This window comes from Pseudomonas syringae (genome assembly GCF_002157375.1).
Classification (GTDB): Bacteria; Pseudomonadota; Gammaproteobacteria; order Pseudomonadales; family Pseudomonadaceae; genus Aquipseudomonas; species Aquipseudomonas syringae_T.
The window spans coordinates 256,863-278,201 of the sequence record NZ_MTSA01000002.1 but is presented as its reverse complement, the minus strand read 5'-3'; the positions used below and the strand labels follow the sequence as shown (position 1 = coordinate 278,201).

The window sequence follows — 21,339 nt, the reverse complement described above, 5'->3', positions numbered from 1 at the left end:
GCAGGGACTCAGCTCAATATGGAGACCGATCCCATGTATTTCAAGGCGCGCGGCAGATTGTCGCTGGCCAGACTGTCCAGCCAGTGCAAATTCTCCCAGCTGCGTAGCCAGGTAAATTGCCTTTTGGCCAGCTGGCGCGTTGCAATGATGCCCCGCTCCTGCATTTCATCCCGCGTCAGCTTTCCGTCCAGATGATCCCAGACCTGGCGATAACCCACTGCCCTTATCGATGGCAACCCGGAATGCAGGTCGCCTCTAGAGCGCAATGCCAGTACTTCGTCCACAAACCCCTGGTCCAGCATTTGTTCAAAACGTAGCGCGATGCGTTGGTGCAGCACCTTGCGATCAGCCGGGGCGATTGCAAGATTTGCGACAGTATAGGGCAATTGCTGACGCCCTGATGCGGCTGCTTCGGTACTTTGCGCAGTTTGTTGCTCGCGGTGTGCGGTCATGCTCATTCCGCTGACGCGATAAACCTCCAGCGCCCTGATCAGACGTTGCGGATCGTTGGGGTGAATACGTGCCGCCGACACCGGGTCGACCACCGCCAACTGGTCATGCAACGACTGCCAGCCAAAGGCCTGTGCATCGGCTTCAAGCTGCGCCCGAACCTCTGCATCGGCGGCCGGCATATCTGCCAGCCCGTCCAATAGAGCCTTGAAATACAACATAGTGCCGCCGACCAGCAAAGGAATATTTCCGCGTGCGGTAATTTCCGCCATGGCCGCCAGCGCATCGGTGCGAAAGTCGGCAGCCGAGTAGCTCTGCGCAGGGTCGAGAATGTCGATCAGGCGGTGCGGAAATTCGGCCAGCTGTGCTTTGGAGGGCTTGGCGGTGCCGATGTCCATGCCGCGATAGACCAGTGCCGAATCGACGCTGATCAGCTCGCAAGGCAGTACTTTGCTCAGTTCGATGGCAAGGTCAGTCTTGCCTGCGGCGGTTGGCCCCATGAGAAAGATGGCCGGAGGTAAAGCATTCATTCATTGACCGCGCAGGAATAATTTATCCAGGTCGTTGAGCCCCATCTGGGTCCAGGTGGGACGACCGTGGTTGCATTGACCGCTGCGCTCGGTGTTTTCCATGTCGCGCAGCAGCCCGTTCATTTCCGGGATGGCCAGGCGCCGGTTGGCCCGAATCGCGCCGTGACAGGCCATCGTACCGAGCAGCTCGTTCATGTGCGCCTGCACCCGGTCGCTGGTGCCGTATTCCATCAGGTCCGCCAGCACATCACTGACCAGCCGGTTGGCTTCGGCCTGTTTGAGCAGCGCGGGAATCTGGCGGATCGCCAGGGTTTCCGGGCCAAGCCGCTGAAGCTCGAAGCCCAGCCGCTGGAACGTCGCAATGTGTTCTTCGGCGCAATCGGCTTCACGCTGACTGACCGCGAGGGACTCAGGCACCAATAACGGCTGACCGCTGAGGCCTTCGTTGGCCATCGCGATCTTCAAGCGCTCGTACATGATGCGTTCGTGGGCGGCATGCATGTCCACCAGCACCAGGCCGTGGGCGTTCTCGGCCAGAATGTAGATACCCTTGAGCTGCGCCAACGCGTAACCCAACGGGGGAATATCGCTCGGCGACTCAGGCAGCGTCGAGGGCGCGGCACTGGGCAGCGGTGCGAAAAACTCGCGGTAGGCGCTCTGCGCTTCGGCAACCGGCACGCCCGTCGTGGGCCGTGGCGAATACTGGTATTGATAGCCGCTGCCGGAACCGCCGCCCGCAGGCCGGGCAAACGCCTCGCCCTGCGGCTGTTCCAGCACATTGTTGGCCAAACGCATTTCGCCCTGCGGCCCGAACTCGCCTGCTTCAGGGCCGGTCGGACGCGTTTCGGTGACGACTGGCACGCTGCCACCCAGCTGATTCTCAGGGCGCACATCACCCAAGGCTCGGTGCAAGGTGCCGTACAAAAAGTCATGCACCATGCGCCCGTCACGAAAGCGTACTTCGTGCTTGGTCGGGTGAACGTTGACATCGACGGCAGCTGGATCGACTTCGAAGAACAGCACGAAGGTCGGGTGGCGGCCATTGAACAGCACGTCGCGATAAGCCTGACGCACCGCATGGGCGACCAGTTTGTCGCGCACTGCACGGCCATTCACGAAAAAATACTGCAGATCGGCCTGGCTGCGCGAAAACGTCGGCAGCCCGACCCAGCCCCACAGGTGCAGACCATTGCGCTCGATCTCGATGGGCAACGCCTGCTCAAGAAAGCCCGGCCCGCAGATGGCCGAAACACGACGCGCTCTGGCGGTGTCATCATGCGCTTCATGCAGGCTGAGCACGGTCTTGCCGTTGTGGCGCAAATGAAAGGCCACATCGAAACGCGCCAGCGCCATGCGCTTGATGACTTCCTGCAAATGATCGAATTCGGTTTTCTCGGCCTTGAGAAACTTGCGGCGAGCCGGCGTGTTGAAAAACAGGTCGCGCACTTCCACCGAGGTGCCTACCGGGTGCGCTGCTGGCTGCACCCGTGGCGCCATGTCACGGCCTTCGGTTTCGACCTGCCAGGCCTGATCGGCGTCACGGGTTCGCGAGGTCAGTGTCAACCGGGCCACGGAACTGATCGAGGCCAGTGCCTCGCCGCGAAACCCCAGGCTCATGACCCGTTCGAGGTCTTCCAGATCGCGAATTTTGCTGGTCGCGTGTCGCGCCAAAGCCAGCGGCAGGTCATCAGACGAAATGCCGCCGCCGTCGTCCCGCACTTTCAACAGCTTGATGCCCGCCTGCTCGACGTCGACGTCAATGCGCCGCGCACCGGAATCGAGGCTGTTCTCCAGCAATTCCTTGATAACCGACGCCGGACGCTCGACCACCTCGCCGGCCGCGATCTGGTTGGCCAGACGCGGGCTGAGCAATTCGATACGTGCGGCATTCAAGCCCGTCCGGGCGTTATCGGCTTCGGCGCCGTCAAGCAGAAGATCGGTCATTACTGTGTAGCAACCTCGGAACTCGGAATGCGCAGGTCCTGGCCGATTTTCAATTCATCGGTTTTCAGGTTGTTGGCACTGCGCAAGGTGGCGATGTTCATGTCATAGCGTGCCGCGAGCATGGCCAGGGTTTCGCCCGAGCGAACCACATGGTTACGCGGCCCCTGCGCCAGCTTGCCGTTGTCACGCAACCAGGCGATGTAAGTGCCCTGCGGCGGATTCTGCTGGAAGAACTGCTTCACACCGGAAGTGATCGAACGGGCCAACGCTTGCTGGTGCGACGCAGAGCCGAGCTTGTTGGCTTCGTTGGCGTTGGAGATGAAGCCGGTTTCCACCAGAATCGACGGGATATCCGGCGACTTGAGCACCATGAAGCCTGCCTGCTCGACACGGGATTTGTGCAATGAAGTGACGCGACCGATATTGCTCAGTACTTTCTGGCCGACGTTCAGACTCGACGACAACGAGGCGGTCATGGACAAGTCCAGCAACACGCCCGCCAGCATGCGGTCTTTGTCATCCAGGCTGACGGCACCGGCCCCGCCGATCAGGTCGGAACGGTTTTCACTGTCCGCCAGCCAGCGCGCCGTTTCGGACGTGGCCCCGCGATCAGAAAGAGCGAACACCGACGCACCGAAAGCGGCGGTGGAAGGCGCGGCGTCGGCGTGAATGGACACAAACAGGTCGGCACCTTTGGCGCGGGCGATCTCGGTACGTTTACGCAACGGAATGAAATAGTCGCCCGTCCGTGTCAGTTCGGCGCGGTAGCCTTTTTCAGCGTTGACCTGGCGCTGCAACTCCTTGGCAATCGACAGCACCACGTTTTTCTCTTTCTGACCCGCACCACCCGAGGCGCCCGGGTCTTCACCACCGTGCCCGGCATCGATCACGATCACGATATCGCGCTTGCCGTTGGGCACCGGGGTCAGTTTGATTTCAGGTTTGGCAGGACTCACCGGAACCGCTGGCGCGGTGTTGGCGGCGGTGTCCGGAATCACAGGCGTCGGGTTGGCATCTGCGGCATTGTCGAACAGATCGACCACCAGACGGTTGCCATATTGCTGGTTGGGCGCAAGCGTGAAGCTCTTCGGCGTCACCGCCTTTTTCAGGTCGATGACCACGCGCAGATCGGAAGGCGTACGTTGGGCAGAGCGCATGCTGCTGATCGGCGTATTGGCGGTCGGCACATTCAGCGGACCGGCCAGTGTCGCCCCATTGATATCGATGACCAGACGATCGGGCGACGTCAGGGTGAATACGCTGTGCTGGACCGGCCCCGTCAGGTCGAATACCAGACGCGTGTTATCCGGCGCTCGCCATAAGCGGACACTTCGTACTTGCGTAGCGGCAACCGCCTCGACAGCCAGGGCCATCAACAGCAGACCAACTACAGTAACCAGCGCGCGCATGCGCATACCTAACCCCATATCTATTTGAATTCCAAAGCCAAAGTGGCACACCAGCGTTCGCCACGCGAGCCCAGTGGGCTCAATATCACGGACCGACCTTCTCCGTGCGGCCCAATGGTAATGGTCAGGTCAGGCTTTGGCAAAAAGCCTGCACCACGCTGGGGCCATTCAATCAGACAAAGTGCCTGGCCGTCGAAGTAATCACGCACGCCCATGAACTCCAGCTCCTCGGGATCGACCAGCCGATACAGATCGAAGTGGAACACCCGGATCTCACCGATTTCGTAAGGCTCGACCAGCGTGAAAGTCGGGCTCTTGACAGCCCCGGCATGCCCGAACCCGCGAATCATTCCCCGCGACAGGGTGGTTTTCCCCGCGCCCAGATCGCCGTCGAGAAAGATGACGCCTGTGCCCTCGGTCACCTGCGCCAGACGCGCACCAAAACGCATCATTGCCTCTTCGCCAACCACATGCAGCGTTAAATCAGACACGGTTGCAGCTCCTCCAATAACTGACGAATGGCGGGAATAATGTCGCTGGCGGCCAGCCCGCGACCGGCTTCACCGACGTTCTGACCGGCACTGGCGTGCAGCCATACCGCCAGACACGCCGCCTCGAAGGGCGACAGATGTTGCGCCATCAACGCGCCGATCAGGCCGGCAAGCACATCACCCAGCCCGGCGGTGGCCATTGCCGGATGACCGCGATCACACAACGCCACTTGCCCGTGCGCATCGGCAATCAGGCTGCCGGAGCCCTTGAGCACGCAAACGGTGTTGAATGTGCGGGCCAGCGCCCGGACAGCGGCGAGGCGATCGTTCTGAATGTCTTTGATGCCGACACCCAGCAGGCGCGCCGCTTCACCCGGATGCGGCGTGATGACGCTGTTTGCCGGCAAACTTGCCTGCCCGGCCGCCAGCATGTTCAGGGCGTCGGCGTCCCAGACTTGCGGCCGATCCGCGTTGGCGGCAGCCGACAACAGGCTGCGCCCCCAGGCGGCCTGCCCCAGCCCTGGACCGACCACCAGCACACTGGCGGGCTCGATCAGCGACATCAACTGGTTTGCCGAGCGGATCGCCGCACTCATGATTTCCGGCATGCGCGTCAACGCTGCCGGGATGTGTTCGGCACGGGTCGCCAGGGTCAGCATGCCTGCGCCGCTGCGCAAGGCGCTTTCGGCACTCAGCAAGGCGGCGCCGCCGAAGCCGTGATCGCCACCGATGACCAGTACTCGCCCGAACATGCCTTTATGAGCAGTACGCGGACGTGGCGCCAGAGACGGCAAATTGTGTGTATCAAGACGTTTCGCGGTGACCGGCGTCTGCGCAACCAGCGCCGGATCGGCTTGCAAGTCGTCAAAAACCAGTTCGCCGACACAGTCGGCCGCCTCGCCGGTCAGCAGCCCGGCTTTCAGGCCAATGAACGTCACCGTGAGATCGGCGCGCACCGCCACGCCGAGGGCCTGCCCGGTGTCTGCGCTCAAGCCTGACGGGATGTCCACCGCCGCAACCGGCAGACCGCTGGCATTGATCGCTTCAATGGCTGAACGATAAGGCTCACGCACGTCGCCCTTGAGACCGGTGCCCAGCAACGCATCCAGCACCACGCCATTGAGTGGCTGACCTGCCCAGGCCTGAATATCCACCTGCGATGCCGCTGCATGCGCCGATGCCGCATCACCTGCCAGCGCTGCCGGGTCATCGACCGCCAGCACGCGAACCTGCCAACCAGCCTTGTGCGCCAGCGCCGCCACCAGATACCCGTCGCCCGCATTGTTGCCACGCCCGGCCAGCACCGTCAGTTGGCTCACCTCGGGCCAGCGCCGACGTATCGCTCGCCACAGGGCGTGAGCCGCACGCTGCATCAATTCGAAGCCTGGCGTGCCGGCGGCAATCAGCCGGGCGTCGAGGTCGCGGACCTGCTCGGCACTGTACAGCGCGTCGGGTAAATGAGGTTTAGTGTCGAACATGCGTCTGTAGGCTCCGATGTCTGGCAGAATTATACGCACCTTGGCCCCGGTTTCTCTCTGCGCATGTCCGCTATTACTGCTGTACTTCCCACTTCCGATGATCTTGCCGCTCTCGCCCTGTCGATCAAGGCGTGGGGGCGCGAGTTGGGTTTTCAGGAAGTCGGGATCAGCGGCCTGGACCTGGCAGAGCATGAGCAGCACCTGCAACGCTGGCTCGATGCTGGTTATCACGGCGAAATGGACTATATGGCAGCCCACGGCAGCAAACGTTCCCACCCGGATGAACTGGTGCCGGGAACACTGCGGGTGGTGTCGCTGCGTATGGACTACCTGCCCGGCGACACCGAGATGGCGCAACGCCTGACAGAACCGGAAAAGGCCTACGTTTCACGCTACGCCCTGGGCCGCGATTATCACAAGCTGATCCGCAAGCGTTTGCAGCAACTGGCCGAGCGCATTCAGCAGGCCATCGGGCCGTTCGGCTTTCGCGCCTTCGTGGACAGCGCGCCGGTGCTGGAAAAGGCCATTGCCGAGCAGGCCGGGCTGGGCTGGATCGGCAAAAACACACTGGTGCTCAACCGCAAGGCCGGCAGCTTCTTTTTTCTCGGCGAACTGTTTGTCGATATTCCGCTGCCGGTCGACGCGCCTCACGCAACGGAACATTGTGGTCGCTGCTCGGCCTGCCTGGACATCTGCCCGACAGCCGCCTTCGTCGGGCCTTACGTGCTGGACGCGCGACGCTGTATTTCCTACCTGACCATCGAGCTGAAGACGGCCATTCCCGAAGAACTGCGGCCCTTGATAGGCAATCGGGTGTTCGGTTGTGACGACTGCCAGATTGTCTGTCCGTGGAACCGCTTCGCTCGCCCGACCGAACAAAGTGACTTTCAGCCGCGCCATAACCTGGACAACGCCGGGCTGGCCGAACTGTTTTTATGGGATGAAGAAAAATTCCTCAGCAGCACAGAAGGCTCGCCCCTGCGCCGTGCCGGGTATGAACGCTGGCTGCGCAACCTGGCCGTCGGCCTCGGCAATGCGCCCTCCACCATTCCGGTGCTCGAGGCCCTGCAAGCGCGGCGCGACTACCCGTCTGAACTGGTCAGGGAGCATGTGGAATGGGCGTTGGGGCGGCATGGTGTTGCGACGCTTTAATTGGCAGCGCGTTTGCTGGCCTCTTCGCGAGCAAGCTCGCTCCCACAAGCTTCAAGGCTCGTCTTTATAGACGAACTTGGGCATTTCCCAGTGAAACCGGATGGCCAGCAGACGCAGCAGCAGGCCGCCGAACAGGGTGATCAGCACCGCTTGTTCATTCGGCAGTTGCAGGTACTGGCAGAGCAGAAAGCACCACGCGGCCAGAAACGACACGCTGGCGTAAAGCTCGCGGCGGAAGATCAGCGGGATGTCGTTGCAGAAGATGTCGCGCAGGATCCCGCCGAAGACACCGGTGATGACGCCGCACACCGACGCGATCACCAGACCGTGCCCGGCCTCCAGGGCGGTCATGCAGCCGATCAGTGTGAAGGCGACCAGCCCCAAGGCATCGAGCACCAGAAACAGCGAACGCAGGTGGCGCATCAGCGGCGCAATGAAGATCGTCACCAAGGCGGCCACGCTGGTCAGTATCAGGTATTCCGGATGCTTGACCCAGGTCAGCGGGTAATGACCGATCAGCACGTCACGCACCGACCCGCCGCCCAACGCAGTCACGCAGGCGATCAGCACCACACCGAACCAGTCCATGCCGCGCCGCCCGGCCGACAAGGCGCCGGTCATGGCTTCAGCAGTGATGGCGATCAGATAAAGCATCAGCAACATGGCGGCGACTCTGCGACAAAGGCGCGCAGTCTAACCAGCGGACCGGCGCACTGAAAGAGTGCAGCGAAGATTATTCACCGCACGCTGATGCCTTGCATTCACTAGATCACGGCTTGATGAAATGCTCGCGGTAGAAACGCAGTTCGGCGATTGATTCCCGGATGTCATCCAGCGCCAGATGCGTGCTGCCTTTCTTGAACTTGAGTTCCGGAGACCAGCGCGCGGCCAGCTCCTTCAACGTCGAGACGTCGAGGTTGCGGTAGTGGAAGTAGTTTTCCAGCGTCGGCATGTGGCGATAAAGGAAGCGACGGTCCTGACAGATGCTGTTGCCGCAGATCGGCGAACTGCGCTCGGGCACCCACAGCTTGATGAATTCAAGGGTCTGCGCTTCGGCTTCAGCCATGCTGATGGTGCTTTCCCGCACGCGCTGGGTCAGGCCCGAGCCGCCGTGCTGGCGAGTGTTCCACTCGTCCATTTTCGCCAGCGTCTCGTCGCTCTGATGCACAGCGATCACCGGCCCTTCCGCCAGCGTGTTCAGCTCGCTATCGGTGATGATCGTGGCCATTTCGATGATGACATCGGTATCCGGGTCCAGACCGGTCATTTCCAGATCGATCCAGATCAGGTTCTGCTTGTTCTGCATGTGTCGACTCCTCAGCGTAGGCGCGCAGTTTAGCTCACCCTGCCGTGATAGACTCCTGCGGATCAAACGTACTGCTTAATTCATTGCTTACTTCACATCGGAACACCCATGGCCAAACGCCAACTCAATCGTCGTCAGAACTGGCGCATCGAAAAAATCCAGGGCGAACGTGCAGCCCGCGCAGCAAAGCGCGAGTCTGTCACGCTTGAAACACTGGAGGGCGGCGACCTCGGCCCCGAGCAGACAGGCCTGGTGATTGCTCACTTCGGTGTACAGGTCGAAGTCGAAGCCCAGGAAGGCGAAACAGCCGGTCAGGTCTTCCGCTGCCACCTGCGCGCCAACCTGCCTGCACTGGTAACCGGCGATCGCGTGGTCTGGCGGGCCGGTAATCAGGGCATCGGCGTGATCGTCGCGCAACTGCCGCGCTCCACCGAACTGCGCCGCCCCGATTCTCGCGGCCAGCTCAAGCCCGTGGCCGCCAACGTCGACCTGATCGTGATCGTCTTCGCGCCGATGCCAGAGCCGCATGCCAACCTGATCGACCGCTATCTGGTCGCCGCCGAGCATGCAGGCATTCACCCGCTGCTGCTGCTCAACAAGGCAGACCTGATCGACGAGCAGAACGCGCCTGCGCTGAATGCGCTGCTGGCGGTCTATCGCACCCTGGGTTACCCGGTACTGGAAGTCTCCGCGCACCACGGCGACGGCATGCAGAAGCTGCAAAGCCAGCTTGATGGCCATATCAGCGTGTTCGTCGGTCAGTCCGGTGTCGGCAAGTCATCGCTGGTCAACAGCCTGCTGCCGGAAACCGATACCCGTGTCGGGCCGTTGTCCGAGGTGTCCGGTCAGGGCACGCACACGACCACGACCGCACGGCTGTTTCACTTCCCGCGGGGCGGTGATCTGATCGACTCACCGGGTATTCGTGAGTTCGGCCTGGGCCACGTCAGCCGTGCCGACGTAGAGGCGGGCTTCATCGAGTTCAACGACCTGATCGGCACCTGCCGTTTCCGCGACTGCAAGCATGACCGCGAACCAGGCTGCGCCCTGCTCGCCGGGCTTGAAGACGGCCGCGTGCAACAGCAGCGCATGAACAGCTATCGCTCGATCATCGCCAGCCTGCCGCAAGACAGCTACTGACGCCTGAAACGCCGCACACAAAAACGCCGCGATCATCGCGGCGTTTTTGTGTCTGTTGTGGCTCAGTTCTGGGCCGGATCGACCCGTAACTTGCCGTCGTCGAAGATGTTCAGCTTCTGCCGTATCTCGTGCGGCTGAGCGTACGCCTGCGGATCGGGCGGCGTGCCGCTCGAAGCTGGCGCAGCTGGCGTTCCTGGTGCTGCCGGCGCAGGCTTGGCGGGTGGCGCGCCGCCGGAGTTTTGATCGCCCTCGATACGGTGCTGGGCCTTTTTGGTCAGGACCACGATATCGATGCGGCGGTTGACCGGGTTGGTAGGGTTATCGTGGTCATAAAGAGCCGACGAGGCATAGCCCACCACCCTGGCCACCTGTGAATCCGGATACGTCCCGGCGACCAGCGCCCGGCGTGCGGCGTTGGCGCGGTTGGCCGACAACTCCCAGTTGCCAAAGCCGCCACTGCCCACAAAAGGCGTCGCATCGGTATGGCCACTGATGCTGATCTTGTTCGGCACACTTTTGATGGTGTCAGCCAAGGCCAGCAGAATATCTTCGAAATAAGGTTTGAGCCGCGCGCTGCCCGAGTCGAACATTGGCCGGTTCTCGGCGTCCATGATCTGGATACGCAAGCCGTCCTGGGTGATCTCGAACAGAATCTGATCCTTGAACTTCTGCAGTTGCGGGTTTTCTTCGACCTTGTTCTGCAGTTCTTGCAACAGCATCTCCAGACGCTCCTGCTCGACCGCTTCGGCCTTGGTTTCCGAGGTCTCGGCCTCGATGGGCACGGTGTCCGGGGAAGGCGTGGTCTTGACCTCGGGGTTGAGGGTCTGGTTCGGCGACATCTCCGGCGAGCCGCCCAGATCGATCACATAGGGCGAACCGCTGTCCGAAAAGCCCACCGGGTCCTTGAAGTAACCCGCGACAGCCAGCAACTGTTCAGGCGTGGCAGACGACATCAGCCACAGCACCAGAAAGAACGCCATCATCGCCGTCGCGAAGTCGGCAAAGGCGATTTTCCAGGCGCCGCCGTGATGTCCGCCACCGAAGCGCTTTACGCGCTTGATGATTATCGGCTGATTATTTTCCATGACTTAGCGACCGCGAACCGCTTGTTCCAGCTCACTGAAGCTGGGGCGATGCAACGGATAAAGAACCTTGCGGCCGAACTCCACGGCCAGCGAAGGCGGCATGCCGGAGGCCGAAGCCACCAAAGACGCCTTGATGCTCTCGTAGACGTTCATTTCTTCCTTGGCATCGTGCGCAAGGCAGGTGGCCAGAGGGCCGAAGAAGCCGTACGCCGCCAGAATACCGAAGAACGTTCCCACCAGTGCCGCACCTACGTGCATGCCGATGGCCGCCTTGTCGCCCGACCCCAGGGACGCCATGGTCACTACGATACCCAATACCGCCGCCACGATACCGAAACCGGGCATACCGTCGGCAATACCGGTGATGGCGTGCGAGGGGTGCTCGAGCTCTTCTTTCATGCTCAGCAGCTCCATGTCGAACAGACCTTCCAGCTCATGGGGAGCCATGTTGCCGGACGACATGATGCGCAGGTAATCACAGATGTACGCCGTCATGCGCTCATCTTTCAGGACACCCGGGTATTTGGTGAAAATCGGGCTGGAGGCCGCGTCTTCGATGTCCCCTTCAATAGCCATCATGCCTTCACGGCGGCTCTTGTTGAGGATCTCGTACACCAGACCCAGCACCTCAAGGTAGTAGGCGTGAGTGAAGCGGCTGCCGAACATCTTCAGCGACTTCTTGAACACGTGCATCGTCATATAGCCAGGGTTGGCCTGGAGGAACGCGCCCAGTGCAGCACCGCCGATGATCAAGACCTCGTAGGGCTGGAACAGCGCCATGACCTTGCCATGGGACAACACATACCCGCCGAGGACACTCGCGATAACGACGATGATGCCGATAATTTTAGCCATAGGAGAAAATACTTTACTGAGTCGGGTTCAGGGACAGTGCGGAAGTTCATGAATCTCTTCTTCTCCTTATCGGCCCATCTGGTCCAGACTATAGCCGGTTCTTGTGAAAAACCCATTTCACCTGCGGAATCAACAGGTGAAAATGGCCGCTCCGACCCGCACACTGGCGGTCTTTCCGCCCGGATAATCAGTCGCACAGGCCATCCAATGTCGACAGTACATACATCTCATCATCTCGTTCCGAAGACGCTCGACGCCTGGGTCAAACAGCTTGACGGTATCGCGTTGCCGGTTCCCGCAGCCAATCATGCGCACGTGCGTTCCGCACTCAATGACAGCCGCCGCTCGCTGCGGGACATCGCCGAAATGATGCAGGAAAGTCCTGCGCTGGTACTGAGCGTGATGCGCGAGGCCAACCATCACACCCACGGCATGACCGAGCAGGCCGAGAGCCTGGAAATCGCGATCAACCGCCTGGGGCTGGCACGCACCGAAATCCTGCTAGGCCGTCTGCCGGCCAAGCCGCCTGAAGACATTCCTGCCGCCTACCGTCAACTGCTATTGGTGAGCCAGCACGCCACGCAACAGGCCAACGGTCTGTTTGCCAGCCGTCTGGCGCGGCTGTGGCAGGACATCCACCTGGGCAGCCTGCTGTTTCTTGCACCGCTCTGGCCCCTGGCGCTCGCTTACCCGAAACTGCTGGAGGAGCTTGAAGTACGAGTTATCCATAAGGGGCACTCCAGCGTCGCGGTGGAAAAAGAACTGTTCGGCGTCAACCTGCTGGAGCTGTGTCTGGCGCTGGCCGAGTTCTGGCGCCTGCCGGTATGGGTCACCCGCGGCTATAAACTGCTGATCAATGAACGACGCGAACTGGCCAAGGCACTGCGCGTTGCGCGGGCGGATCGCAGTTCGCTGGAACAGCAACAGCTCATGGACGCCGACCCCAACCTGCGACGCTGGCTGAATCAGCCGGCCAACACCGTCCTGCTGGGAAATGGTCTTGCGCTGGCGGCACAGAATGCCTGGAACAGCCCGCATTGCCTGCGCTGGGAGCGGTTGACCAGCCTTTATCTGCAACAGTCCATCAGCGAAGTGCAGCAGCAGGCGCATCAGAACGCCGCCAGCAGCGCACGCATCCATGCGGAAAAGGACCTGTGGCACCCGGCCGAATCGCTGATCTGGCCTTGGGACACGCGCCGAATCAGGCGCGACAACGAGCCCGCGCCACCGCCTTCGGCTGATGCCCTTCAGCTCTGGCGCAAGCTGTGCGCCGAGTTGTTGCAAGAGCCCAGCCCGTTCATCAACGCCATGCACTTGACCACCTCTGCCCGAGAAGCCCTGACCGCCTGCGGCATGGAGCGGGTCATGCTGCTGATGCTGGACAAGACCACGACCGTGCTGCGCGTCAATCAGCTCGCCGGCCTGCCCAAGGAAGCCGCTGCCTTGCAGCTGCTCATCAAGGAAAGCACGGTGCTGCAACGCCTGCTGACCCAGCCGACACAGTTGCGCATGACGCCAGCCAATATTGCGCAGTTTTCAGCGCTATTGCCCGCGCCACTCAAAGCATTGTTCAGCGGCCAGCACTGGTTGATTCGTTCGCTGAGCAATAACGGCAAAGTCATGCTGCTGGTCATCGCCGATCAGGGCGGGGGCGCATTGTCGGAAATTTCCGTGCAAGCGTTCGGAAAAACCGCGCAATGTATTGAACGGGCACTTGGCATCTTTAGTCATCGCAAAGCATGAGGCCTGGCGTACAATTCGCCTCTTTCTCTCCATCGGAGGCTGCAAATGTCCGAATTCACTGGCTTGTCGCTGGTCATCGAACCCAACGATCTGCTTGAGCGTCTCGACGCCCCGGAACTGATTCTCGTGGATCTGACCAGCAGCGCTCGCTACGAAGCCGGTCATATTCGCGGCGCTCGCTTCGTCGACCCCAAACGCACACAGCTGGGCAAACCGCCCGCCCCCGGCCTGCTGCCTGACACCGCCAGCCTGGAGCAACTGTTCGGTGAACTGGGCCATAACCCCGATGCAGTTTATGTCGTCTACGATGACGAAGGCGGCGGCTGGGCCGGTCGCTTCATCTGGCTGCTGGATGTCATCGGCCATCACCGCTATCACTACCTGGACGGCGGCGTGCTGGCCTGGGAAGCAGAATCGCTGCCCATGAGTACCGAGGTTCCGCCCGTTGCAGGCGGTCCGGTCACGCTGACGCTGCATGAAGAACCGACGGCCACCCGTGAATACCTGCAAAGCCGCCTGGGTGCAGCCGACCTGGCGATCTGGGATGCGCGCGCGCCGACTGAATATTCGGGCGAAAAAGTGGTCTCCGCCAAAGGCGGTCATGTGCCAGGGGCCGTCAATTTCGAATGGACCGCGGGCATGGACAAGACGCGCAACCTGCGCATTCGTCAGGACATGCCGCAGGTTCTGCGCGAGCTGGGCATTACCCCGGACAAGGAAGTGATCACCCATTGCCAAACCCACCACCGCTCGGGCTTCACGTACCTGGTGGCGAAAGCGTTGGGCTACCCAAGGGTCAAGGCATACGCCGGCTCGTGGGGAGAATGGGGCAACCATCCGGACACGCCGGTTGAAACATCGAACGCAGCGGCCGCCCCCGCTGAACCATTCCAGCCGGCACAGCCCGCCGAGGCCATCGAACCTGTCAGCGTCAGCGAGCCGGCCGGAACGTCTCAGAAATCGGCAGGGCATTCATTTTCAGGACACTCATCTTCAGGACCCTCAATGAAAGATCGCTTGTTTATTCTCAGTCAGTACCTGCTGCCGCATCACCTGCTGTCCCGACTGGCCGGCTGCGTTGCCGAATGCCGCGTGCGCTGGTTCAAAAACGCTTTCACCGCGTGGTTTGCCCGTCGCTACCAGGTAGACATGTCGCAGGCACTGGTTGAAGACCTGACATCCTACGAGCATTTCAACGCCTTCTTCACCCGCGCACTGAAACCCGATGCGCGCCCGCTGGACACCACGCCTGGCGCGATTCTGTCACCCGCTGACGGTGCAATCAGTCAGTTGGGGCCGATCGATCATGGCCGCATCTTCCAGGCCAAAGGCCACAGCTTCAGCGTGCTTGAACTGCTGGGCGGCGATCCGAAGCTGTCTGCACCGTTCATGGGGGGTGAGTTCGCAACGGTCTACCTGTCGCCCAAAGACTACCACCGCGTTCACATGCCGCTGGCCGGCACGCTGCGCGAAATGGTTTACGTACCGGGCCGCATCTTTTCGGTCAATCAGACCACTGCTGAAAACGTGCCGGAGCTGTTCGCCCGTAACGAGCGCGTGGTATGTCTGTTCGACACCGAGCGTGGGCCGATGGCCGTGGTGCTGGTGGGCGCGATGATTGTGGCGTCGGTCGAGACGGTCTGGGCCGGGCTGGTGACGCCGCCCAAGCGCGAATTGAAGACATTCAGCTACGATGAAGCAGCGCGTGCGCCTATCCATCTGGAAAAAGGCGCCGAGATGGGTCGCTTCAAGCTGGGTTCGACCGCAATCGTTCTGTTCGGGCCGAATCAGGTCAAATGGGCTGAACAACTGACCGCGGGGTCCAAGGTTCAGATGGGGCAGGCGCTGGCCGTTCCGAAACAGGCCTGACACCCGATAACCGGGCCGGGCAGAAAAATAAAGGGGCGCGGCCTGAACGGCTGCGCTCTTCCAGCGTCGAACGGGAGCAAGGCTGGCACAAAGCCACATTTGCTGCGTGGCTTTGCCGATACTGGTAGAGTCGCTCATTCGGTGCTGTAGGACACTTCGCACATTAGCGGCGTATGCTGGACACCTCTCTGTCGGGCGATGGTGTCAGGCAGCCATTTAATGTTGCCGCCCGGTCCAGTGAGTCGTTGGAGTTTGCCTGTCACATGAGTAATTTTAGCCTCCCTCTGCTGCTGCGTGCCCCTACGCCGGCGCAGTCGAGCCTGACATTCTGTGAAGCAACGCCCCGCGACCTCAAACGCTGGATCTCCAGACTGCCCAAGGCCAACCTCGGAGAAATGGCACGTCAGCTTTATCAGGGGCTGACCGAGCTGAACCAACTGATCACCCCCAGTGACAATCGCCTGCAAATGCTCGAGTTGCTGCGGTCCGAGGTGTATTTCGTCTGCAAACACCTGGAACGCCACTTCCTCAATCAGGCCATCGTGCTCGACGAGCGACCGCGCAAAGTAGCCAACCTCTGCCAGGCGCTGCAAAACCATCTGGCAACCGGTTACAAACAGATCATCCAGCAGGTCGCGCCGCGTTACAGCAAAGATCAATCCACGCTGTTCGGCACGGCACTGCAACGCGCACTGCACGGGCTCAACGGGCCGTTGATTCGCGCCAATCAGCTTTACTGTCCGGTTCAGGACGGCCTGTGGCTGGAACTGCATCAGATCTACCAGATCGCTCGCCAGTACCAGTTACACAACACGCTGATCGACGAACCGCTGGCTCATCACACCAAAGCGTTGAGCGTTGAGCAGACGTACGTGATCGCGCTGCTGATGGGATGCTCGCGCTGCAATCAGATGCGCCAGTTGAACATCGGCAAACTGGCCGACGCGCTGGAGGCCTGGAGCCCGTTGGTCAGGCTGCGATCGCCCGCGGAGGACAGCAGCCTTTTCGCGCTGGAGCCAACGGTTGATAAACCGCCGCTGTACCGCACCCTGTTCACCGACGAGCAATCTCCCAGACTGCTGGGCATCAACACCCTGGCGCTGGCCGACGCGATCAACCAGTACCTGGCGTTGCCCGACGACCAGCGCTCGCCTTCAAAGTTGTTGATCCCCACCGGAATCAACACTGACCTGTTGCAACATCTGGCAGCGGCCTGGGGCGATGTGGCCGAGCGTACGTTTCAGCGCACAGCGGGCCAAGGCACGCTGAAGCTGTGCATCGGCATGAGTGCGCTGCATTTTTACGTCGCTGGTCAAAAGTCGTTCAGCGAACTGCTGCAACTGAGTGGCGCCAGCAGCGCGGCGAATTTTTCGCTGAAGATTGTCAACGAGACCGAGGACGATCCCTGGTCCTCTGCCTTCGACACGCAGCGAGGCAATACCTCATCCGTCCTGTTGCCGTACGAAGAGATCGAGTACCCGAAAAGCGACGGTGACAGTGACTCGTCATCCAATAACCAGCACACGTTCCCGACTTACGACCTGAACATCGTCAACCATAGTCCGGGCGGTTACTGCCTGGCATGGCAGAAGGAAGTCCCGCAGCAGTTGCAGGCGGGCGAGCTGGTGGGCATTCAGGATGATTCGGGGCAAGGCTGGAGCATCGCCATCGTACGCTGGGTTCGCCAGGTGCGCAGTGGCGGCACGCAGATGGGCATCGAGCTGATTGCGCCTTTTGCCCAGCCCTGCGGCATGCAACTGATACGCGAACAGCAGAACAGCCAGTACCTGCGGACGCTGATGCTGCCGGAAGTGCGCGCGATGGAAAAACCGCCGACCGTGCTCGCACCACGACTGCCTTTTCAGGAAGGCAGCAAAGTGATGATCAATATCAATGGCGAAGAGCGGCGCGCGTCACTGAGCAACCGGCGCATCAGCAGCGCCAGTTACAATCAGTTCGAGTATCAGGTTTACGAGGCGCCCAAAGCTGCCCCGAAAGAAAAAGCGAAACCTGATCAGGAGTTCGATTCGTTGTGGGGCACGCTGTAGCCGTCGCAACAGATTGCGCTGTCACGACGGCCCGCAACGCCAGGCTCAGCGCTGTGCTTCGCGGTCGCGGAAGCCCAGCAAATACAGAACCCCGTCCAGCCCCAGTGTCGAGATCGCCTGTTTGGCCGACTGCTTGACCAGCGGTTTGGCACGGAACGCCACACCCAGCCCGGCAATCGCCAGCATCGGCAAGTCATTGGCCCCGTCGCCGACCGCAATGGTCTGCTCCAGGCTCAAGCCTTCCTTATGAGCCAGTTCACGCAGCAGGTCTGCCTTGCGCTGAGCATTGACGATAGGCTCGACGGCGACGCCCGTGACCTTGCCGTCGACCACTTCTAGTTCATTGGCATACACGTAATCGATGCCCAGCTTTGCCTGCAGTTGTTTGGCGAAGTAGGTAAAGCCACCTGACAGAATCGCTGTTTTGTAGCCCAGACGCTTGAGTTCGGCGAACAGGGTTTCAGCGCCTTCGGTCAGCCGCAGCGAAGCGCCGATTTCGTCCAGCACGCTGACATCCAGCCCCTTGAGCAAGGCCAGACGCTCCTTGAAGCTTTCACTGAAATCCAGCTCGCCGCGCATCGCACGCTCGGTAATCTCGGAAACCTGCTCGCCGACGCCTGCGGCCTTGGCCAGCTCGTCGATCACTTCGGCTTCGATCAGGGTCGAGTCCATGTCGAACACCGCCAGACGCCGATTGCGGCGAAACAGCGAGTCCTGCTGGAATGCGATATCGACGTTCAGCTCCTGCGCCACCGCAAGAAACTCGGCCTGCATGGCTTTCGGATCGGCAGGCTCGCCGCGCACCGTGAACTCGATGCAGCCCTTGCCCTTGTCGGCAGGCGTGTCGAGCGGCATGCGACCGGACAGACGATCGATCTGATCGATATTCAACCCGTACTTCGCCGTAATGGCGCTGACACACTGCAATTGCTCGGCGGTCACCTTGCGGGTCAACAGCGTCACGATATGACGCGACTTGCCCTGGCCTTCGACCCAGTGCTCATAATCCTTTTCGGACACCGCCGTGAAGCGCACCTGTTGGTCCAGCTTATAGGCTGTGAACAGGATGTCCTTGAGCACGGACGAACCTTCGACGGTATCCGGAATTTCAACCAGGATGCCGAACGACAGGGTGTCGTGGATCACCGCCTGACCAATATCGAGAATGTTCACGCCACCCTGGGCGAGGACGCCGGTGATGGCAGCGGTGAGACCGGGACGGTCGACACCAGTGATGTTAATCAGGACGATTTCGCGCAAGGCGCACCCCCGCAGTGGAAAAAAACCGCATTCTAACCACTTTCAGTGACCATCGGGCACAGGCAGCGCTTTGCCGCTACTGGGTCGCTCGTTATACTGCGCGACAACTTCACCGAAAGAGCCGTGCTCTGTGAACCGGCCCACGCCCGTTAAAACCGATAATTTCTTCCTGCTCATCTTTCGTGCCCTGCGTCATCGCCGTGTACCGATCGCTTTGCGCATTGCCAGCCATAACGTGATCCTGGTCGCTTTGGCGCTGGTGATCTACGCCGGTGTCATGGGCCTGCAGTTCAAGCAGGCCATGCATGAACAGGCTGACGCACTGGGGCAGGCCCTGACGACCCAGACGGCTACGTCGGCTACCGAACTGCTGGTGTCCAACGACATCCTCAGTCTCAACGTGCTGCTGGGCAATCTGGTCAAAAACCCGCTGGTAGCGCACGCCGCTATCTACAGTGTGGATAACCGCATCCTCGCGGAAGCCGGCCAGCGCCCGAAAAACGGGATTCTGGGTGAGGCTCAGGGCCTGTATGAAATCAAGATCACGTTCCAGGATGTGATGGCAGGTCATCTGCGCATCAGCCTCGACATGTCACAGTTCCAGCAGCCGATGACCATCAGCCTGCAGAGCATGGGCATTCTGGCGGGTATTCTGCTGGCACTGGCGCTGGCCCTCAGCCTGCGCCTTGGCCGGCATATCTCCACGCCGTTGATGCAGATGCGCATCTGGTTGCGGAACATCGACCCGTACACGCCGGCCACTGATCGTCAGGACGAGATCGGCGATCTCGCCCGGCAGTTGCGCGCCTCGTTCGCGCCGCCGATTCCCGAACCGGAACCGTTGCCCGAACCGGAGTATGACGAAGACGACGGCGACGATCCGTATCTGGAGCCTGAAGAAAAGCCTGCGCCGCCTGTCACCACACGCAGTTCGACGCTCAGCGAACCGAAGCCTCGCCTGCCAGCGCCGCCCGTGCAGCGCCGCATCGTCGCCGAAGAAGATGAAGAGGACGAAGAAGACCCGTTCGCTGACCTTCGCGACCATTCCAGCAACTCGTCAGCCGTGCGTCCCGCAGCCGCTGCGGTCGTTCAGCGTGAACCCCACGACAGCGCCGTGCTGGCCGTGCAACTTGGTTCGCAGGACCAGTTGCGCCGCCTGCCTCGTGCGCGTCTGACCGAATTGCTGCAACGTTATCGCGACTGCCTTGATCAGGCGGCGTCGGTGTATGAAGGTGAACTGCACACCTTGAATGACGGCAGCACGCTGATGCTGTTTCACAGCCATGAAAGCGGCGACGATTACCTGACCAACGCCATCTGCTGCGGCGAACTGCTGCGGGCACTGAGCCACGCCTTGCAGATTGAAGTGGCGGACAGCGGCATCACCCTGCAATTGCAACTGGGCCTGACCCTGGGTGAAAACCTGAGCGACCTGAGCCAGATCGACCTGCTGCTGACCGAAACCGCCCAGAACGCATTGGCCCTGTCTCAGCACAGCCGCAATCTGCTGCTGGTCGAGCGGCGAATCAACGATGATCCGCTGATCCGCCAACGCGCCCGCATCCGCCCCATCGCCAGCCCTGAAGGCGCCTGCTGCGTCGAGCGCCTGATGGAGCCTTACCCGTCAATGCTCGAACGCCAACTGGCGCGCATGCACGACGCCAACAAAGCCTGACCACCGCCTCTCGCACCCCAACACCTATCGTGCCCATGCTCTGCGTGGGCATGCCGTTCGGGACATTGTGCGCCCACCAGCGACGCACAGCGTAGCGAGAGGCGTTCCCGCGCTGAAGCGTTCAGAACAAGAAGTGTTGCGCCGAACACCCAACAAAAAGCCCGCATCGCTGCGGGCTTTTTTGTTTGTCCGATGTTAGAAGCGGAACACTTCAAGGTCGGTACGTATCGGCGATGCCATCGGGATCCGTGGCTTGTCAGGCTCTTTGGCCTTGGCGACCGGGGCCTTTTTCGGCTCTTCAAGCGGTTGCCATGAAATAGGCTTGATGGCGGTGCTGACCTGGTCGGCCAGGCGTTGCAACAGCATGCCTTGTGCCTTGACCTGATCGGCAGAGCTGCCAGCGTGGACCTGTTCAAGGTGTACCAGCCGGCTGTCACGCACATGGCCTTTGCGGTCCAGAAGACGCCATTGCGCATCCAGAACGGCAGGCTGTTTGGCGCCGGAGTCCAGTCGGGTGATCGAGAGCACGACCTGAACGTCCGGCGTGAAATTGGCAACCGCTGGCGCCATCACGACACGCTGGCTGTCGAGTTTCCAGGCCAGCTGACGCAAAAGCAGTTGATCGATGTCCGAAGACAGGTTGCCTGCCCAGCGCCCATCCGGCGATGCGGTCAGGGTGCCATCAGGCTGGCGTTGCAGAAGGGTTTCGCGTTGCAGATAGTCGGCCACCGAAACAGGACCCAGCAATACTGCCAGACCACTACTCTGTTTCGGCTGACCAGGCTCACCGCTATCAAGCTGATACAGCGCGGTCGGCTGGCGCACACTGCAACCAGCCAGACCCAGCACGCCTGTCATCAGCAAGATCAGGGGAAGGCGTAGAAAATTCATCATCCCATCCAAG

At 61.0% G+C, this 21,339-nt stretch carries 17 protein-coding genes and 1 pseudogene; 7 read left to right on the top strand and 11 right to left on the bottom strand.

Translation table 11 applies throughout. The annotated features are described in order from the left end of the window. Window positions 1–8: 8 nt before the first annotated feature. The 5 genes from miaA to BW686_RS03125 are packed head-to-tail and all read right to left on the bottom strand — an operon-like array spanning window position 9 to window position 6,302. Window positions 9–980 carry a tRNA (adenosine(37)-N6)-dimethylallyltransferase MiaA gene (gene miaA / locus BW686_RS03145; protein ID WP_084914173.1) on the bottom strand — a complete coding sequence of 324 codons (972 nt, stop codon included), beginning with the start codon at window positions 978–980 and terminating at the stop codon, window positions 9–11. Further along, a complete protein-coding gene (gene mutL / locus BW686_RS03140) occupies window positions 981–2,924 on the bottom strand; it encodes a DNA mismatch repair endonuclease MutL (RefSeq protein WP_084914172.1) in 1,944 nt (647 codons plus the stop codon). Continuing rightward, the gene (locus BW686_RS03135; RefSeq protein ID WP_218775740.1) at window positions 2,924–4,351 is read right to left on the bottom strand and encodes an N-acetylmuramoyl-L-alanine amidase; all 1,428 of its coding nucleotides are present in this window, start codon (window positions 4,349–4,351) and stop codon (window positions 2,924–2,926) included. The genes mutL and BW686_RS03135 overlap by 1 nt, the downstream gene beginning before the upstream one ends. A gap of 2 nt (window positions 4,352–4,353) precedes the next feature. Continuing rightward, window positions 4,354–4,782: a tRNA (adenosine(37)-N6)-threonylcarbamoyltransferase complex ATPase subunit type 1 TsaE gene (gene tsaE / locus BW686_RS03130; protein WP_245399023.1), complete on the bottom strand. Its 429-nt coding sequence runs from the start codon at window positions 4,780–4,782 to the stop codon at window positions 4,354–4,356. 29 nt (window positions 4,783–4,811) lie between these two features. Further along, window positions 4,812–6,302 (bottom strand): NAD(P)H-hydrate dehydratase, encoded by a 1,491-nt coding sequence (locus BW686_RS03125; RefSeq protein WP_084914170.1) that lies wholly within the window; start codon window positions 6,300–6,302, stop codon window positions 4,812–4,814. Between the two features lie 63 nt (window positions 6,303–6,365). Between BW686_RS03125 and queG the strand changes: the two genes are divergently transcribed. After that, window positions 6,366–7,454 (top strand): tRNA epoxyqueuosine(34) reductase QueG, encoded by a 1,089-nt coding sequence (gene queG / locus BW686_RS03120; RefSeq protein ID WP_084914169.1) that lies wholly within the window; start codon window positions 6,366–6,368, stop codon window positions 7,452–7,454. Window positions 7,455–7,505: 51 nt separating this feature from the next. Here the strand turns inward: queG and BW686_RS03115 are convergent, their stop codons facing one another. Both BW686_RS03115 and orn read right to left on the bottom strand, forming a co-directional pair. Then, a complete protein-coding gene (locus BW686_RS03115; RefSeq protein ID WP_084914168.1) occupies window positions 7,506–8,117 on the bottom strand; it encodes a trimeric intracellular cation channel family protein in 612 nt (203 codons plus the stop codon). Between the two features lie 106 nt (window positions 8,118–8,223). Continuing rightward, entirely contained in the window at window positions 8,224–8,760 is a 537-nt protein-coding gene (gene orn, locus BW686_RS03110; RefSeq protein WP_005731116.1) for an oligoribonuclease, read from the bottom strand. Between the two features lie 108 nt (window positions 8,761–8,868). Between orn and rsgA the strand changes: the two genes are divergently transcribed. Next, window positions 8,869–9,900 (top strand): small ribosomal subunit biogenesis GTPase RsgA, encoded by a 1,032-nt coding sequence (rsgA, locus tag BW686_RS03105; RefSeq protein WP_084914167.1) that lies wholly within the window; start codon window positions 8,869–8,871, stop codon window positions 9,898–9,900. Between the two features lie 62 nt (window positions 9,901–9,962). Here rsgA and motB read toward each other — a convergent pair whose 3' ends face one another. Both motB and motA read right to left on the bottom strand, forming a co-directional pair. Next, window positions 9,963–10,985, bottom strand: coding sequence for a flagellar motor protein MotB (motB, locus tag BW686_RS03100; protein ID WP_084914166.1), 1,023 nt, complete (start codon window positions 10,983–10,985; stop codon window positions 9,963–9,965). Between the two features lie 3 nt (window positions 10,986–10,988). Beyond that, window positions 10,989–11,840 (bottom strand): flagellar motor stator protein MotA, encoded by an 852-nt coding sequence (gene motA / locus BW686_RS03095; protein ID WP_084914165.1) that lies wholly within the window; start codon window positions 11,838–11,840, stop codon window positions 10,989–10,991. 207 nt (window positions 11,841–12,047) lie between these two features. Between motA and BW686_RS03090 the strand changes: the two genes are divergently transcribed. From BW686_RS03090 to BW686_RS03080, 4 genes and pseudogenes are all read left to right on the top strand, one after another. Beyond that, complete coding sequence (locus BW686_RS03090; protein WP_084914164.1) at window positions 12,048–13,583, top strand: HDOD domain-containing protein; 1,536 nt, start codon at window positions 12,048–12,050, stop codon at window positions 13,581–13,583. Between the two features lie 45 nt (window positions 13,584–13,628). Further along, window positions 13,629–14,438: pseudogene (locus BW686_RS27040) on the top strand (rhodanese-like domain-containing protein); the annotation flags it as partial. A gap of 150 nt (window positions 14,439–14,588) precedes the next feature. Further along, a complete protein-coding gene (gene asd / locus BW686_RS27035; RefSeq protein ID WP_245399343.1) occupies window positions 14,589–15,452 on the top strand; it encodes an archaetidylserine decarboxylase in 864 nt (287 codons plus the stop codon). Between the two features lie 263 nt (window positions 15,453–15,715). Next, the gene (locus BW686_RS03080; protein ID WP_084914321.1) at window positions 15,716–17,500 is read left to right on the top strand and encodes a molecular chaperone; all 1,785 of its coding nucleotides are present in this window, start codon (window positions 15,716–15,718) and stop codon (window positions 17,498–17,500) included. A 45-nt stretch (window positions 17,501–17,545) separates the two neighbouring features. On the opposite strand, the gene serB is transcribed toward BW686_RS03080, so the two are convergent. Then, window positions 17,546–18,760, bottom strand: a complete 1,215-nt coding sequence (serB, locus tag BW686_RS03075; RefSeq protein WP_084914162.1) for a phosphoserine phosphatase SerB — start codon at window positions 18,758–18,760, stop codon at window positions 17,546–17,548. A 130-nt stretch (window positions 18,761–18,890) separates the two neighbouring features. Between serB and BW686_RS03070 the strand changes: the two genes are divergently transcribed. Continuing rightward, a complete protein-coding gene (locus BW686_RS03070; protein WP_084914161.1) occupies window positions 18,891–20,435 on the top strand; it encodes a HAMP domain-containing protein in 1,545 nt (514 codons plus the stop codon). Window positions 20,436–20,630: 195 nt separating this feature from the next. Here BW686_RS03070 and BW686_RS03065 read toward each other — a convergent pair whose 3' ends face one another. Then, window positions 20,631–21,326 carry a PqiC family protein gene (locus BW686_RS03065; RefSeq protein ID WP_179149152.1) on the bottom strand — a complete coding sequence of 232 codons (696 nt, stop codon included), beginning with the start codon at window positions 21,324–21,326 and terminating at the stop codon, window positions 20,631–20,633. Window positions 21,327–21,339 lie beyond the last annotated feature (13 nt).